Source organism: Mycobacterium sp. C31M, assembly GCF_053345865.1.
This window is the reverse complement of sequence record NZ_JBKFAX010000016.1, coordinates 127,673-142,728: the sequence shown is the minus strand read 5'-3', so window position 1 is coordinate 142,728 and position 15,056 is coordinate 127,673. Positions and strand designations below refer to the sequence as shown.

Here is a 15,056-nt window from a genome sequence, read left to right as displayed (position 1 = left end):
TCGACCTTTCCAATACAGTTGAAATAATACAGGTGGCTGATTATGGTTCGCCGCAGGGCGCACCGACAGATTGGAGCGAGCATGCACGGACATCCGCAAGTCCGAACGGAGCAGGGGACCGTCGAGGGTCGCCTACGGCGGACCAACGCCGCCTTCCGCGGCATCTCGTACGCTCAGCGCCCGGTCGGTGCGCTGCGGTTTGCTGGACTGTATGCCCTGTCTCTGCTGGATGGGCGCCGCCGATTCGAGTTGGTGAGTGCGCGATGAGTGCGTTCGCCGCCGCTGAGCTGGAGGCCGCGTATTTCGAGGCCTACGACGCGGTGCTGGCACAGTGGCCGGTGCCGTTCGAGACGGTAGATCTTGCGGGTCGGTACGGAACGACGCGGGTCACTTCCGCCGGCCCGACCGCAGCGCGGTCGCTGGTTCTGCTGCACGGATACGGTGGCACGTCCGGGATGTGGTATCCGGTCGTCGGTTCACTGGCCGAGGAGCATCGCGTTCGGGCGGTGGACACCATGGGAGAGCCGGGCCGCAGTCGACACACCGGCGCGGCCTTGACCAGTATGGACGATCTCGTGGCCTGGCTGGCGGAAACGTTCGACCTTCTCGGGCTACAGGCGGCCGACCTGTGCGGCCAGTCCCTGGGCGGTCACCTCGCGCTCCAGTTTACGCTCGCTCATCCCGAGCGGGTGCGACGGCTGGTCCTGCTCGACCCGCCGTTGGTCTTTGCCGAATTCAGTACCGAGTTCGAGGAGCTGGGCCGAAACCGTAACCCGCACCCCACATTCGAGGCCGCCCGCGCGATGCTGGCACCGGACGGTCCCGGCAGCGGGCCGGCGCACGTGGAAGCCTACTTCGATCTGCTCGCGCACGGGGCCGCGCACTTCCCGGCCTCGCCGATGGTCTATCCCCACCTGCCGAATGGGCTGACGCGGCTGCCCGTCCCGACCCTCGTCGCGCTGGCCGGAGCGAGCGAGGTTCACGATTCGGAGGTGGCCGCGGATGTCGCGCGGCGCGCCGGGGCGGATACGGTGATCCTCCCTGGTGCCGGACACAGCCTCCTGGCCGACATCGAACCCGTCCGCAGCCTCGTCCTCGAACACCTCCGGCGAACGGACTGATCAGTTCGATGCACCTCGAATGACAGCCAACACGAGAGGATTTCGGGCCGTGGATCTCAAACGCACATCGACCAGAGTCGGGCTGGCCTGTGGACTGTTGTTCGTGATCGGCGTGGTGGCCCGGATCATCGGACCACTGCTGGGACCCGCCTCGTATGTCGGGCGCGACTTGGTGATCTTCGGACCGGCACTCGCCATCCTTGGTGCTGTAGGCGTCTCTATCAGCCTGCTCGTCAGCATCTCTACAGGCTCTGTGAACAATCAATCGACCATAGTGGCCGGCTGGTATCCAGACCACCAGAACCCCGAGCTGATCCGCTATTTCGACGGCAAGTCTTGGACTCAGCACACCGCACCGCGCCACGCCGACCCATAGATACGGGGACCGCTCCGGCGATTACCAACACCCTAAGCGCTACACCGCATTTCATCACTGCCTGATACCGATGAGGAGAACAAGCGATGCCACAGTACTTCCTAGCTGTCCCGCATGACGCTGCAGAGGAACCAACCATGGAATCGATGCAGGAAATGAACCCCACGGGAACTCCAGGCGATGATTGCCGCGGTCGAGCGGTTCAACACCGCCTTGAACGACGCCGACGCGTTCGTCCGCGCCGGTGGCTTACACCCTCCCTACACCGCCGTCACCGTCGATGTCACCGGCAGTGAGACCATCCGCACCCCGGGCCCTTCGCCGACGCCACCGGCTACGTCGGCGGATCTTTAGGGGTCGACCGCGGCTGCTCTCATCGACCCGGATAGGCCGCCCGGAACTCGCGGGGTCCGACGCCTTTCCAGCGGCGGAATGCTTGAGAGAAGCTGGTGACTTCGAGGTAGCCAAGACGGTGAGCGATTTGTTCGACGGGAAGGCGCGCTGTGATGAGCAGTTCCTCGGCCAGATGCTCGCGGACCTCGTCGAGGAGTAACCGGTAGGACGTGCCTTCGGCCGTCAGGTATTTCCGTAGTGTCCGGCCACTCATGTGCAGTCTTGCTGCGACCTCGTCCAGCGCGGGCGGGTCGTCGATCCGCGCGACGAGTTCGTCGCGCACCCGGCCGGCGAATCCGGTACGGGCGCGCCGGGATTCGAGCAACTGCCGGCACTGCTGGATCGCGTGTGCGGCGGTGTGCGGATTGGCCCCGGGCAGCGGCTGGTCGAGTTGGGCGCCCTCGATGACGAGCACGGTTTCCGGCGCATCGAATGTGGGCTCTACTCCGAGGATCTCGACGTAGTGTGCGACTCCGTCGACCGGTGGGGGGAATGCGAACTCGACACGATGGACCGCGTCGAGGTCGGGGGAGAGTCCGCGTTGGATCGTCATGATGGAGGCGGCGTCACGTTCGACGTAGAAGCGGCGCATCGTGGGAGGTATGTCCTCGGCGTCCAGCACCAGCGCCAGGTCACCGTCGGCGCCTACCCGTGCCTGCACCGTGCCCATCGCGAAAGCCAGGTCGAGGAAGCGGATCCCGATATCGATCGCCGCCCGCAATGTCGGGCTACTGAGCAGGGCGAACCCGTAGATGCCCTGCTCGCTGAGCTGGAATCGGCTGCCCATCTCTAGTCCGGGCTGACTGTCGGGAACCATCTTGCACAGATTGCGGGCCACGGCGAGGTCATGGCGCGGGGTCACCTCGACAGTGGGGTCGAGCAGTTCCTCGGGCGACAATCCCGTCCCGGCCAAACATTGCTCGGCGGTCCCACCGTGGTCAGCAGCGATCTGTGTCATGAGCAGCAGGCTGACCGGTGGTCGCGGCTGATCCCAATGCACGGTGCCTAATCTAGTAACTCCCGGGCCCGTTGGCATCTGTTTCGCGCATATCCGGGCTGCGAATCTGGTCGACGTACCTGTGTCAGCCGATGGGAGCGCCCATGACCACGACAACCACACCGGTGAACTTGCCGGCCAACCTGAGTCACGCGACTCTCGCCGCCCTGGCAGGCACCGTCACTGCCGCGCCGCACGCGTCCACCGTAACCACCTACGCTCCCTACACCGGTGAGCCCATCGGCCAGCTGCCGCAGTCGAGCACCGGGGATGTCGCCGCCGCGTTCATTCGGGCACGGCAGGCTCAATTTGCCTGGAGCCAGACGCCGATCGAGCAGCGCGAACGGATCCTGCTGCGCTTCCACGATCTGCTGCTCGGCCGCCAGGCGGCGGTCCTTGATCTCATACAGCTCGAGAACGGAAAGACCCGCAAGGACGCATTTTTCGAGGTCATCGATATCGCAACCACGTCGCGCTACTACGCGAGAACGGCGCGCAAGCTGCTGGCGCCGAAACGGCGCCGAGGTGCCGTTCCGCTGCTGACCCGCACCAGCGAACTGCGCCACCCCAAGGGTGTCGTCGCGATCGTGTCGCCATGGAACTATCCGCTGAGCATGGCCGCCGGTGACGCCATCCCGGCGTTGATGGCAGGCAATGCGGTCGTCCAGAAACCGGACACCCAGACCGCGTTCACCGCGTTGTGGGCGTTGGATCTGATGAGGGAAGCCGGTCTGCCGGAGGATGTTTGGCAGATCGTCGTCGGTCGCGGGTCGGTGATCGGCGACACGCTCATGGACAATGCCGACTACGTGATGTTCACCGGGTCGACTGCTGCGGGCCGTCGCATCGCCCGTGAGGCGGGTGAACGCCTCATCGGCTCGTCGCTGGAACTCGGTGGCAAGAACGCCCTGCTGGTGCTCGATGACGCCGAAATCGACCGGGCGGCCGAGGGCGCGGTCAATGCTTGTTTCCCGTCGGCGGGTCAGCTGTGCGTATCGGTCGAACGTCTCTACGTGCACGACAGCATCTACGACAAGTTCGTGGCGGACTTCGTTCGCCGAACCGAAAACCTCGACATCTCTTCGGCTTTCGACTTCAGCGGTGATGTCGGTTCGTTGACCAACGCGTCACAGCTCGACGCCGTCACCGCGCATGTTGCTGACGCCGTCGGGAAGGGGGCGACGGTGCTCGCGGGCGGAACTCCGCGCCCCGATATCGGGCCGTTGTTCTACGAACCGACCATCCTGACCGATGTCACCCCCGAGATGGCGGTGTTCGAGGACGAGTCCTTCGGGCCGGTCGTCTCCGTCTACCGCTACACCGACCTCGATGACGCGATTGCTTTGACCAATTCCACCTCGTATGGGCTCAACGCCAGCGTCTGGACCCGCGACGGTGCCCGCGGCCGCGCCGTCGCGGCCCGCATCCATGCCGGAACCGTGAACGTCAACGAGGCTTTCGCCGCCGCGTGGGGCAGCGTCGATGCACCCATGGGCGGCATGGGCGACTCCGGTCTCGGGCGCCGGCATGGTGCGGAGGGGCTGCTGAAGTACACCGAGGCGCAGACCGTCGCTCAGCAGCGGCTGTACCCGATCAAGCCTCGTGCCGGTGTGCCGTTCGGATGGTGGCGGTCAGCCGTCACCCTAGGGCTCAAGGCTGCCAAGAACCTCGGCATGGCCTAGACAGAAAGGCACCGCGATGTCGACAGATCAGGAGAACCTGTTTCCGGAGTGGCTGAATCGCTTGCAGATTCGCTACATGAATCCCGTCTTCCGCAGACTGGCGCCGTATGCGCCCGGGTTCGCCGTCATCGAACACACCGGCCGCAGGTCGGGGCGGACGTATGCGACACCGGTCAACGCATTCCGGGCCGGCACGGCCATCTCTTTCGGTATGGGCCACGGCCGGTCCGATTGGGTGAAGAACATCCTTGCCGTCGGCCATGCCGATATCCGGCACGTCGGCCGCAGATGGCGCCTGGTGAATCCCCGTGTCGTGACGCGCGATCAGTCGAAGGTGGGTCTCCCGCTGGCGGCGCGGCTGGTCGGACTGCGGGTTGACGTGCTCGTGGCCGACATCGAGTCACGAGACGGCATCGACCCGCGATGATGACGCAACGCGCCGACGAATCCAATGTTGTGACTGTAGATCTCGGTAAGCCGCGGATGCGTGGGTGGATCCACGCGGCGTTCGTGCCCGTTGTCCTGGCCGCGGGTACCGTTCTCGTCTGCCTCGCCCCCGACCGCGTATCGCGGTGGGCTGTTGCGACCTATGCGGTCGCGACCCTGCTGTTGTTCACCACCAGTGCCGTCTATCACGTCGGAACTTGGACGCCGGGCGCCGAACGGCTGCTCAGGCGACTGGATCACACCAATATCTACCTGATAATCGCCGCGAGCTATACGCCGATTGCCCTTGGGGGACTTGATGACTGGCGTCGACAATTGGTCCTTGTCGTGGTGTGGGGCGCTGCAGCGGCTGGTGTCGCCTTCCGGTGGATGTGGACCGACGCGCCGCGAAGCGTCTCCACGAGTCTCTATGTCCTCGTGGGTTGGTCCATTGCGCCGTTTCTCGGTGAGGTGATTTCGACCGACGTCACCGCCGGCGTGCTGACCATCGTCGGCGGGTCGCTATACACGGTCGGTGCGGTGGCCTACGCCACGCGATGGCCCGATCCGCACCCCGGTTGGTTCGGGTATCACGAGGTGTTCCACCTGTTCACCGCGGCGGCATGGATCTGCCAGTACATCGCCATCGTCGCGTTCACCCTGCGCTGACCCCGGGCGTGCCTAAACGAGTAACTCCCATACCTGCGGGCACCTGTGCCCGACATCGACTGACTCATAGCGTAGGTAGCACACACATGATCGGAGTTATTGAATGTCAATGGAATTTGCGAAACCCCTGGAACTTCCCTCGGGTGTGACACTGTCGAACCGGATCGCCAAGTCCGCGATCAGTGAGGGCCTCGGCGACCGTGACCAAGCGCCGACCCTCAATCTGATCCGGCTGTACCGCCGCTGGGCGCAGTCCGGTGCCGGCCTGCTCATCACCGGCAACGTGATGGTCGACCGTCGCGCCCTCGGCGAGGTCGGAAACGTTGCGGTCGAGGACGACCGCCATATCGGACTGCTGCGCGAGTGGGCCGAGGCGGCGACCGCCGGTGGCGCACAGGCATGGGTTCAGCTCAACCATCCGGGCCGGCAGGCGCCACGTGCCCTGAACAAGGCTGCGCCGGTTGCGCCGTCGGAGGTTGCGGTCACGGGTGCACCGGGAGCGTTCGGAAAGCCCCGTGTCCTGACCGCCCCCGAGATCGAGGACATCATCGGTCGCTTTGCCGCAGCCGCCCGGGTGGTCGCCGAAGCCGGCTTCACCGGTATTCAGATCCACGCCGCGCACGGATATCTGATCAGCCAGTTCCTGTCGCCGCTGACAAACCAGCGCACCGACAAATGGGGTGGGAACCCAGAGAACCGGCGCCGACTCCTGCTGGAGATCGTGCGTGCAGTGCGCGCCGAGCTCGGCGCGCATATCCCCATCGGGGTCAAACTCAACTCCGCCGACTTCCAGCACGGCGGCCTGGACGAAGACGAGTCGACCGGGATCGCGCTCGCACTCGCTCAAGAGGGCATCGACCTCCTCGAAATATCCGGTGGCAACTACGAATCGACCGCCTTCATGGGCGCGTCCAACGTCAAGGCATCCACTCGTGCCCGCGAGGCCTATTTCCTGGATTACGCCGAACGGGTGCGGGTTGCCATTACGGCGGCAGGCGCAGACCTTCCGCTGATGGTCACCGGCGGATTCCGCAGTGCCTCGATGATGAACGACGCCGTTGCCGGCGGAGCGGTCGACGTGGTCGGGCTCGGACGCCCGCTCATCATCGAGCCAGACCTGCCGCAACGCCTGCTCGACGGCGCTCCCGCCGCCCGACCCGTCGAGGTCAAGAAGCTCCCCTTCAAACACCTTCAGGGAATGGGTGAACTGCTGTGGTACGGCGTCCAGATCCGTCGTTTGGGCAACGGCAAGGAACCCGACCCCAACCGCCACCCCCTGCGCAACTTGCCGCAGTACCTCGTCAACGCGGGCATGCTCGGGCGTCCACAACGCCGCGGTTTCGCCGCCTGAACCCCGGAAGGCACAACAATGACGATCGGATTCAGGCTCACTCCCGAGCAGATCGAACTCAAGAACCAGGCCCGGGCCTTCGCCGCGGAGCACCTCGCCCCGCTGGTCGATCGGGTCCGGCACACCGCCGACCCGTACGAGGCTGCGTTGCTCGTGAAACCTGCTCACGAAGCCGCCGTCAAGGCCGGCCTGATCAAGGGCATGATCCCCGAGATCTTCGGTGGCACCATGGCTTCCGGTATCGACGCGGCCCTGGCCACCGAGGAGCTGGCCACCGTGATGCCGGACTTTGTGGCCGTCCTCGGTGGCGTCATGATTGCGCTGACCCCGGTCTATTTCGGCGGCGACCCGGACCAAACGCGGCGATTCCTCGCACCGTTCCTCGCCGACGGCGGGTCTCCGCTAGCCGTCATGGCGCTCAGCGAGCCCGCCGGCACGGCCAACTTCGCCGCGCCGCCGCCGGCCGAGGGCCTGCGGACCACCGCCGTACTCGACGGGGACGAGTGGGTGATCACCGGGGAGAAGCAGTGGTCGGCCAACCTCGGCGGGTGGGACGGCACCGGCCCGGATCTCATGGTTGTGGCCTGCCGGACCCCCGGCGGTGTCTCGTTGATCGGCGTCCAGCGTGAGCACTTCACACGGGGGAACCTGGTGGTCCTCGACACGCTCGACATGCCGGGTCTGCGTGGCCATCTGACCCAGCGGGTCCGGCTCGAGGGTGTGCGGGTGCCCAGGAACAATCTCATCGGCCAGGAGGGACAGGGTCCCCAACTGACGTATGCGGCCTTCACCGGGAGTGCGGCGGCAGTGGGATTGTTGTCCACCGGCTCGATGCGGGCCGCCTTCGATATCGCCTATCGGTTCGCCACCGAGCAGACCCGCGGCGGCGGGATGCCGATCATCGAGCACCGGCCGGTGGTCGATGTTCTCAGCGAGGCCAAGGGCAAGATCGAGGCGGTCCGGTTGTTGTCCTGGAAGGCCCTTGATGCCGTCACCACGGGGGATCCCGCCGGACTCGAACTTGCTTTGCACGCCAAGGTTTACGGTTCGGAGACCGCGGTCGAGGTGATCCAGAAGCTCGTGCAGGTCGTGGGGGTCACCTCCTACGACCGGGACTTCCCGATCATCCACCACCTGCTCGACGCGCTCGCCTACCCCGTTTTCGAAGGCGGCAATATCGGTGTTCGCCGCAGGCAACTGCAGGACATCCTCACCAGCGACGGCTGGGATCCGCTGGCCGCGTCCGGACTGGCGTGAGGCGGTTGGCCATGACACGGAGGAGAACGCCACTGGCTACCGCACGGTTCGACCGTCTCGCGATGGATGTCGAGGACGGAGTCGCCCTCGTACGCATGGATGGCGGCCCTATGGGTCTACTGGACCGCCCGCTGGTAGCGGACCTCGCCACCATGGTCGACCTCGCGGATCGCGACCCCGGCGTCAAGGCCGTCGTGCTGACCGGGGCTCGCCCGGACCGGTTTGCCGGCCACGCCGACGTTCGTTGGATGCGGGAAGGGTCCGATGACAGCCCGTCCATCAACCGCAAAGGTGCGACGGCACTCATGAGGTTCGTCGGTGCGGCCGCCAAGTCGTCGGCGTTCCGTCGGATCGCCGCCCGCACCCGGTTGGAGGGCGTTATCGAGCTGGACCGGTTCCACGACACTTTCGTGAAGATGAACACCAGCAGCGTTGTCTATGTCGCCGCGATCAACGGTTCCGCGCTCGGTGGTGGCGCCGAATTGGCGTGGGCTTGCGACGTCCGCTTCATGGCCGACCATGATGACGCCTTCATCGGTCAGCCTGAGGTGCTGATGGGGTTCAATCCCGGTGGCGGTGGGACCCAGCGGCTCGCGCATCTCATCGGTCCGCACCGCGCACTGACGGCAATACTGGACGGGACATCGTTTACGGCGGCGGAGGCATTGGGCATGGGTGCCGTGGACGCGGTGGTGCCGCCCGGTGAACTGGTGGCGCACGCGGTGACGCGGGCGCACCGGCTCGGTGCTCGACCGACCGACGCGATCGGAGCGATCAAACGAGCGGTGTACTTCGGCGCGTCATCGCCTCTGCGGAGAGGGCTGCTGGCCGAACGCGCCGAGTTTCTGTCTGTGCTGGGCGATGACCAGACGGCGGCCATCATGAACGCCTATGTGCGCGACTACGAATCGGCCGGACGACTGCTCCTGCATGATCCGGCGAGTTACGAGCGCGCTGTCGAAAACGGACACTGGGCGCCAGCCCCGGAAGCGCGGCCACCGGCACTCTGAGAATCAACCCGCCTGCCGGACGTCGGTGAGGACCCAATTGACTGCGCGCTAGGAAATGCAGCACTTCGTGAGACGAACTGGGGCGCACCCGGCGTGACTCGAATCACAAACGTACTGGCCAGCGGTGGCGGCAGATGCAGCGAAACGTGAGAACCTACATCTCTTGTGTGGCTTCTCAAGTGAGATGTCCACTCGATGTCCAATTGGAGCTTTACCGGCCGGAGCCGCGCAGAGGCACCAGCTCGGGGTCAGCGCTGCCGTCGACGACAGCGCCGTCCTGTCGCATGAAAAGTCGCTCGTCGCCGCGGGATTCGTTGAAGTGACCGTCCAAGGCCCGGAGCACCCGTTCGGCTCCGAATGCAATCACCTCGGCGGAGACCGCGGCGCGTCTCAACGGCTCGACCCCGTCCGCGTGATCCTTGCGCACCGGGACTCAGCTACGAGTGGCCCAAACTCGGCCGGTAGTCAGCCACCTCGGACTCAGCAGCAAGAAACGCACCCAATTCGCCCTCTTGCTGGGCAACAAACACACCGATCACCTGGCGGCACACCTCCGGCACGCTCACCCCACGCATATCAGCAATACGTTTCAACCCAATCAGCATTGACGTAGACACGTGAAACTGCACGGCGAATTGACCGCACGAACCATCCTCGGGCGGCAACCCCGGACCTACCACCACAGGATCATCGGTCCCGAATTCGTCCACCTCAGTACGGCGCGCCCTCGCAACGACCCCATCGCCAGCGTCGCCAGCAGGGCGGTCGGCGAACTCCTCATGGCTGAACAAACCCATTCGGCCAACTTAGACCTCCAAGAACTCCGAATCCGTCAAGTGAGCGGCGCTGCTTGCTGTGGCCGGCCGACAGCGAGGGATTGCCGTGGACCTTTCGCTCCGATGCGGGCGGGAGCAGCCTCACGAGTAACCTCGCCACATGCCGCGCAAACTGACTGACGACGAAATAACGGCGCTGCTCGACAGCCGTCCGGGCTGGGCGATTCTGGCCACCATCGACAAGGACGGGTTCCCACACACCGTGCCTCTGGGCTACTTTCGGATGGACGGTGACGTCGTCATGGGTGTGCGAGATGGCACGCGCAAAGTGGCCAACGTAGAGCGCAATCCGAACGTGAGCGTCATGCTCGAAGACGGCTCAACCATGGCGGATATCCGCGGCGTGATGTTCCAAGGTCACGCGCGCATCGTTCGGACAGCCGCTGAAACGCTGGAACTCGCACGGCACGGTGCCCGGTCGCGCGGCGTGCCAGAGTCCGAGTGGCCTACCGCGCCGAGACCGGGTGCCACCTACATCTACGTCACCCCCGTGCGGACCCTGTCTTGGGACTACGGCGACTCGGCGTCGGACGACGAATAGCCTCAGCAGACCCCCATGTAGGCCCCGCCACGTGGGCTGTCCCGGGGCGCTTCGACGAGTAGGCGTGGAGGGACAACGTGGATGAATCAGGCGGTCTGAGGATGACGACCGCCGCGGGCCGGTGGGTGCTGCTGACCACGGTGCTCGGGTCCGGCATCGTGATGATCGACAGCACCGTGGTGAACGTCGCGTTGCGAAGTGCGCGTTCCAATCTGGGCGCACCGGGTATGTACTCCGACGAACACGTCACCGGGTGGCGCAAGGTCACCGACGCTCGTGACGGTCCCGTGGAGAATCGGGCCCGGCTCATGTTCGAAGTGTTGTTCGCTGTCATCGACGTGTGGGGTCCGGATCGGGTCGGTCTTCGTGTATCCCCCAGCGGCACCTACGGTGACATGTCCGACAGCGATCCCGGGCACACGTTCGGATACGTCGCCCGGCGCGCCGACGCGATCGGCCTGGCCTACCTGCAGATCATCGAACCGCGCGTGCGCGGTAACGAGACTTTGGCGGAGGAAGCGGAGCCGGTCGCGTCGGCCGACCTCCGCAGGGACTTCAGCGGAAGCACCATCTCGGCGGGCGGTTTCGAGCCGCGTGGTGCCGAGGCGATCGTCGAGAGCGGCGCTGCCGATCTCATCGCCTTCGGCCGACTGTTCAGGTCCAATCCCGATCTGCCGCAGCGCATCAAGTCTGGTCAGCCGTTGACGCACCACGACCACTCAACCGTCTGGAGCGGTACCGAGCGCGGTTACATCGACTTCCCGACTTACATGGAGATGCACGCGAAGCAGCCTGCGTAGCGGTCACGTTCAGGGCGGCGGCAGATCCCTGAGCTGCCGCCGCGAGGTGATGCCCAGCTTCCGGAAGATGTTGCGCAGATGGGCTTCGATCGTGCGGGGGCTCAGAAAAAGTTGTGCGCCGACTTCTCGGGATGTCGCTCCGGTCGCGACGAGTCGCGCGATGGTCACCTCCTGGGCGGTGAGCGCATCGCTGGGTTGCGAGGTTCGTTTGCGCGCTCGCTCACCGGTGGCGCGTAGCTCACGGGCGGCGCGGGCGGCGAACGACTCCGCGCCCATGTCCGAGAGCAGATCGTGGGCGGTGCGGAGTTGTTCGCGTGCGTCGCCGCGGCGGCCTTCGCGGCGTAGCCATTCGCCGTACACCAGGTGGGTGCGGGCCAGTACGGCGCGCATTCGAGAGTTCTGCAGTTGCCCGATTGCCTCCCGGTAGTGCCCCTCGGCCTCCTGCCCGCTGGTGGTCAACGCGCGAGACCGCGCGGCAACCCCAAGCGCCCATCGCGTAGGATTGGCCCGGGCTCGCATGCTGAGCTCTTCGGTTGCGCAACAGGCAGATTCCGAATCGTCGGCACGGGCGGCCGCTTCGACCAGTTCGCACAGCGCCAACCCTCTGATCCCGGGCTCGTACGAATTTCCGGCAGCGGCAGCGGCCATCTGTGCCGCCGGATAGTCACCGCGGCCGTTGTGCAGCACCGCCATCGCACACATGGATACCACGGCGTCGATACCCTGCGGGCGTGTCTCGGTCCCGTGATCGCGGAGGGTGGCCTCCAAATCCTCGCCGCGCCAGGCTTCCAGATAGGTTTGCGTGTAGTCGATGGGCATTGCACCCGACACCTGAGATATGGCAGCCGCCTCGTCCGACAACTCGGCGGCAAGAGCGAGTTCGCCGGTATGCACCCGCGTGAATGCCGAGACGACGAGCGCGGTGGGTAGCATTGCGAGGTCGCCGGTTTCGCGTGTCTGTCGCACGTGACGGTCGGCCAGTTCGATGGCCAGTTCGTCTTCGAACAGGGCTGTCGCGGTTCGTGCGGCCAGCGACAGCCAGGTGCCGGCGTCGCCGGTCCGCGCGAGTGCAACCGGAAACACGTTGTCACGGAACGCTTCCAACGCCTGCCTGAGGATGGGTGTACCGGTTTCGTATCCATCGGCGTGTACCGCCACCAATCCGGTGAGCAGCAGATCCGCGGGTCCATGAGGAGTCGGCGCGGAACGGGCGGCTTCGGCAATCTCGGGCAGGCCGGATTCGACGCCTGGACTGCCGGTGATGGTCGCTGCGTCGAAGGCCTGCAGGTAGGTGTCACGGGCCAGTGCGGGATCCAGGGGAGCCAACATCCGCGCAGCGTCCAGCAGCATCCCGGGCACCTCGCTGCCCTGGTCGAGGGCGAAGGTGATCTGCGCGCGCAGCAGTTCCAGGCGGGCCCGCTGCAGCTCGTCGAGGTGCTCGGTGTTCACCTTCTCCAACACCGACAACGCAAGAGCGGGCGCGCCGGCGCAGTGGCTGGCATCGGCAGCATCCAGTGCACGTCTGGACCGATCGGCAGCGTCCGGCGTCAACTCGGTCGCACGCCGCAGAAACGCTGCCGCGGCACAGAACCCGCCACGTGCCAACGCACGATCGGCCGACCGCTCCAAACCCGTGGCGGCGTCTTCGTCGGTGCCCAGCACTGACTGTGCGCGGTGCCAAGCACGGCGGTCCGGGTCGGCCTCGGGATCGGTGGCTGCCGCCAGGGCGTCGTGCACCCGGCGGTGCTCCGATGCCGTGGCGGCGCGGTAGACCGCCGAGCGCACCAACGGATGGCGAAATCGAACCCGGGTATCGATCTCGAGCAGCCGCGCGGCTTCCGCAGGCGCGGCTGCTTCGCGGTCGATGCCCAGATGGTCGGCTGCTCGCCACAACAGGCTCGCATCGCCGGTCGGCTCGGAGGCAGCCACCAGCATCAGCTGTTGAGTCTGCGCCGGGAGGCCGGCCGAACGACGCTGGAAATTGTCTTCGATGCGATGCGGGACGCTCGTGAGGTCGGGGAGTCCGAACCCGCCGGCCAATTGCAGACTGCTCGGCAGTTCCAATAGCGCCAACGGATTACCCCGTGCCTCGGCAATGATGCGATCGCGGACCCCACGATCGAGTGGTGCGCCGATGGCGGTGGCCAGCAGTGTCCGGGCATCGGCGTCGCCCAGCCCCTCCATGCGCAGCTCTGGCAACCCCGTCAACCCGTATCCGCTACTCGAACAGGGATCGCGCACCGCGAACAGCAGTACCAGCCCGTCGGCCGCCACCCGCCGCGCCACAAATGCCAGCACCTGCGCCGACGCCTGGTCCAGCCACTGGGCGTCATCGAAGAGGCACAGCATCGGTCCCGCCTCGGTGAGGAGGTTGAGGACGGCGAGCCCGACCAGGAATCGATCCGGCGAGGGGCCGGCCTGCCGGCCCAATGCGACTTCGAGGGCGGTCTGCTGCGGTTCGGGCAAGGCCGCGGCACGGTCGAGAAGAGGCGCGCACAGCTGATGCAAGCCGGCAAACGCAAACTGCGTCTCCGCCTCCACGCCGAGAGCTGATTCCACCCGGATCCCCAGCGAGACCGCGGCATCGCGGGCGTGCTGCAGCATGGCAGATTTTCCGATGCCCGCTTCGCCGCGTAACACCAGGACCCCGCTGCGACCTGCCGTCGCCTCGGCCAGCAGGTGGTCGATCGCTTCACGTTCGCGATGTCGGCCGAGCAGGGGTGATGTCCCGCTGGGGCGCCGCGAGGTGTCGGCTTCGACGGTGACGTGCCGCGCGGAAGTGTCGTTGTCCGAATCGATCCGTTCGACGGACATGGGCAGGCTCCCCTCCGCTGAGATGACGCCGAGCCGGGCCGGGCTGAGCTCCACGCTTTGGCCGGGTGCGCCGCGCCGCTCCCTGACCTTATGAGAAGGACCACAACACGTCAATACGGACCGCACCGTATTGCTTCAATCGGGCCGGGGGTCGTCTACGGTTCGCGGTATGCCTGCCAACCGCAGCGAGCAATCGCGCCGCGCCATACTCGACGCGGCCATGTCGATGATCGGCGAGTTGGGATACGACCGCATTTCGATCGAAGCGATAGCCCGGCGGGCAGGGGTCAGCAAGCAGACCATCTACCGGTGGTGGCCGTCCAAGGGTGCAGTGATACTCGAAGCCGCGACCGAAAGCCTCAGCAGCGTCGTGGCTCTCCCGGACAGCGGCGATATCGTCGGCGATCTCCGGACCCAGTTGACCGCGCTGGTTGAGCTAATCAACACCACCGGATTCGGACCGGCTTATCGATGTCTGATTGCCGCCGGCCAGTCCGACCCGGACCTCCTGCGCGCCTTGTTCGACCAGATCATCGCACCCAACATCGAGGACTTCGGTGCCCGCGTCGCGCTCGCGCAACAGCGCGGTGAGATGCGTACCGACGCCGACTGGCGCACGATGCGCGACCTGTTGTACGGGGTCGTCGAGTACCGGCTGATACATGGGATGCCACTGGAGCCCGCCTACCTGGACGGCGTGTTGGCCATCGTCTTCCCGACGATGCACTAGAGCACCCGACGTACCGGCGCCTACCGCTGACCATCTAAGGGACTTTCACCGAC

17 protein-coding genes are annotated in these 15,056 nt (G+C 65.8%); 13 read left to right on the top strand and 4 right to left on the bottom strand.

Annotated features, from left to right (window positions below; genetic code table 11):
* Nucleotides 1-42 precede the first annotated feature (42 nt).
* The 4 genes from ACLBYA_RS23480 to ACLBYA_RS23465 all read left to right on the top strand — a co-directional run bounded on the left by ACLBYA_RS23480 (nt 43) and on the right by ACLBYA_RS23465 (nt 1,851).
* Nucleotides 43-267 carry a carboxylesterase family protein gene (locus ACLBYA_RS23480; protein ID WP_447711859.1) on the top strand — a complete coding sequence of 75 codons (225 nt, stop codon included), beginning with the start codon at nt 43-45 and terminating at the stop codon, nt 265-267.
* Complete coding sequence (locus ACLBYA_RS23475) at nt 264-1,121, top strand: alpha/beta fold hydrolase (protein WP_447711858.1); 858 nt, start codon at nt 264-266, stop codon at nt 1,119-1,121. Before ACLBYA_RS23480 ends, ACLBYA_RS23475 begins: the two co-directional genes overlap by 4 nt.
* 49 nt (nt 1,122-1,170) lie before the next feature.
* Nucleotides 1,171-1,497 carry a DUF2510 domain-containing protein gene (locus ACLBYA_RS23470; RefSeq protein ID WP_447711857.1) on the top strand — a complete coding sequence of 109 codons (327 nt, stop codon included), beginning with the start codon at nt 1,171-1,173 and terminating at the stop codon, nt 1,495-1,497.
* 180 nt (nt 1,498-1,677) lie between these two features.
* Entirely contained in the window at nt 1,678-1,851 is a 174-nt protein-coding gene (locus tag ACLBYA_RS23465; RefSeq protein ID WP_447711856.1) for a hypothetical protein, read from the top strand.
* A gap of 19 nt (nt 1,852-1,870) precedes the next feature.
* Here ACLBYA_RS23465 and ACLBYA_RS23460 read toward each other — a convergent pair whose 3' ends face one another.
* A complete protein-coding gene (locus ACLBYA_RS23460) occupies nt 1,871-2,848 on the bottom strand; it encodes an AraC family transcriptional regulator (protein ID WP_447711855.1) in 978 nt (325 codons plus the stop codon).
* Nucleotides 2,849-2,991: 143 nt separating this feature from the next.
* Here ACLBYA_RS23460 and ACLBYA_RS23455 point away from each other — a divergent pair, with 143 nt between their 5' ends.
* The 6 genes from ACLBYA_RS23455 to ACLBYA_RS23430 all read left to right on the top strand — a co-directional run bounded on the left by ACLBYA_RS23455 (nt 2,992) and on the right by ACLBYA_RS23430 (nt 9,282).
* The gene (locus ACLBYA_RS23455) at nt 2,992-4,569 is read left to right on the top strand and encodes a succinic semialdehyde dehydrogenase (RefSeq protein ID WP_447711854.1); all 1,578 of its coding nucleotides are present in this window, start codon (nt 2,992-2,994) and stop codon (nt 4,567-4,569) included.
* A 76-nt stretch (nt 4,570-4,645) separates the two neighbouring features.
* Nucleotides 4,646-4,996, top strand: a complete 351-nt coding sequence (locus ACLBYA_RS23450) for a nitroreductase family deazaflavin-dependent oxidoreductase (RefSeq protein WP_447711853.1) — start codon at nt 4,646-4,648, stop codon at nt 4,994-4,996.
* A 29-nt stretch (nt 4,997-5,025) separates the two neighbouring features.
* Nucleotides 5,026-5,664: a PAQR family membrane homeostasis protein TrhA gene (gene trhA, locus ACLBYA_RS23445; protein WP_447711852.1), complete on the top strand. Its 639-nt coding sequence runs from the start codon at nt 5,026-5,028 to the stop codon at nt 5,662-5,664.
* Nucleotides 5,665-5,773: 109 nt separating this feature from the next.
* Nucleotides 5,774-7,015: an NADH:flavin oxidoreductase/NADH oxidase family protein gene (locus ACLBYA_RS23440; protein WP_447711851.1), complete on the top strand. Its 1,242-nt coding sequence runs from the start codon at nt 5,774-5,776 to the stop codon at nt 7,013-7,015.
* Nucleotides 7,016-7,033: 18 nt separating this feature from the next.
* Nucleotides 7,034-8,272, top strand: coding sequence for an acyl-CoA dehydrogenase family protein (locus ACLBYA_RS23435; RefSeq protein ID WP_447711850.1), 1,239 nt, complete (start codon nt 7,034-7,036; stop codon nt 8,270-8,272).
* A 62-nt stretch (nt 8,273-8,334) separates the two neighbouring features.
* Nucleotides 8,335-9,282 (top strand): enoyl-CoA hydratase/isomerase family protein, encoded by a 948-nt coding sequence (locus ACLBYA_RS23430; protein WP_447711849.1) that lies wholly within the window; start codon nt 8,335-8,337, stop codon nt 9,280-9,282.
* A 211-nt stretch (nt 9,283-9,493) separates the two neighbouring features.
* Here ACLBYA_RS23430 and ACLBYA_RS23425 read toward each other — a convergent pair whose 3' ends face one another.
* Both ACLBYA_RS23425 and ACLBYA_RS23420 read right to left on the bottom strand, forming a co-directional pair.
* Entirely contained in the window at nt 9,494-9,709 is a 216-nt protein-coding gene (locus ACLBYA_RS23425) for a hypothetical protein (protein ID WP_447711848.1), read from the bottom strand.
* A 10-nt stretch (nt 9,710-9,719) separates the two neighbouring features.
* The gene (locus ACLBYA_RS23420) at nt 9,720-10,079 is read right to left on the bottom strand and encodes a hypothetical protein (protein WP_447711847.1); all 360 of its coding nucleotides are present in this window, start codon (nt 10,077-10,079) and stop codon (nt 9,720-9,722) included.
* Between the two features lie 139 nt (nt 10,080-10,218).
* Here ACLBYA_RS23420 and ACLBYA_RS23415 point away from each other — a divergent pair, with 139 nt between their 5' ends.
* Both ACLBYA_RS23415 and ACLBYA_RS23410 read left to right on the top strand, forming a co-directional pair.
* Nucleotides 10,219-10,659 (top strand): pyridoxamine 5'-phosphate oxidase family protein, encoded by a 441-nt coding sequence (locus ACLBYA_RS23415; RefSeq protein ID WP_447711846.1) that lies wholly within the window; start codon nt 10,219-10,221, stop codon nt 10,657-10,659.
* Between the two features lie 101 nt (nt 10,660-10,760).
* A complete protein-coding gene (locus ACLBYA_RS23410) occupies nt 10,761-11,459 on the top strand; it encodes an oxidoreductase (protein WP_447711845.1) in 699 nt (232 codons plus the stop codon).
* A 9-nt stretch (nt 11,460-11,468) separates the two neighbouring features.
* Here ACLBYA_RS23410 and ACLBYA_RS23405 read toward each other — a convergent pair whose 3' ends face one another.
* Nucleotides 11,469-14,273, bottom strand: a complete 2,805-nt coding sequence (locus ACLBYA_RS23405; RefSeq protein ID WP_447711844.1) for an ATP-binding protein — start codon at nt 14,271-14,273, stop codon at nt 11,469-11,471.
* Nucleotides 14,274-14,442: 169 nt separating this feature from the next.
* Here ACLBYA_RS23405 and ACLBYA_RS23400 point away from each other — a divergent pair, with 169 nt between their 5' ends.
* A complete protein-coding gene (locus ACLBYA_RS23400) occupies nt 14,443-15,003 on the top strand; it encodes a TetR/AcrR family transcriptional regulator (RefSeq protein ID WP_447711843.1) in 561 nt (186 codons plus the stop codon).
* Nucleotides 15,004-15,056 lie beyond the last annotated feature (53 nt).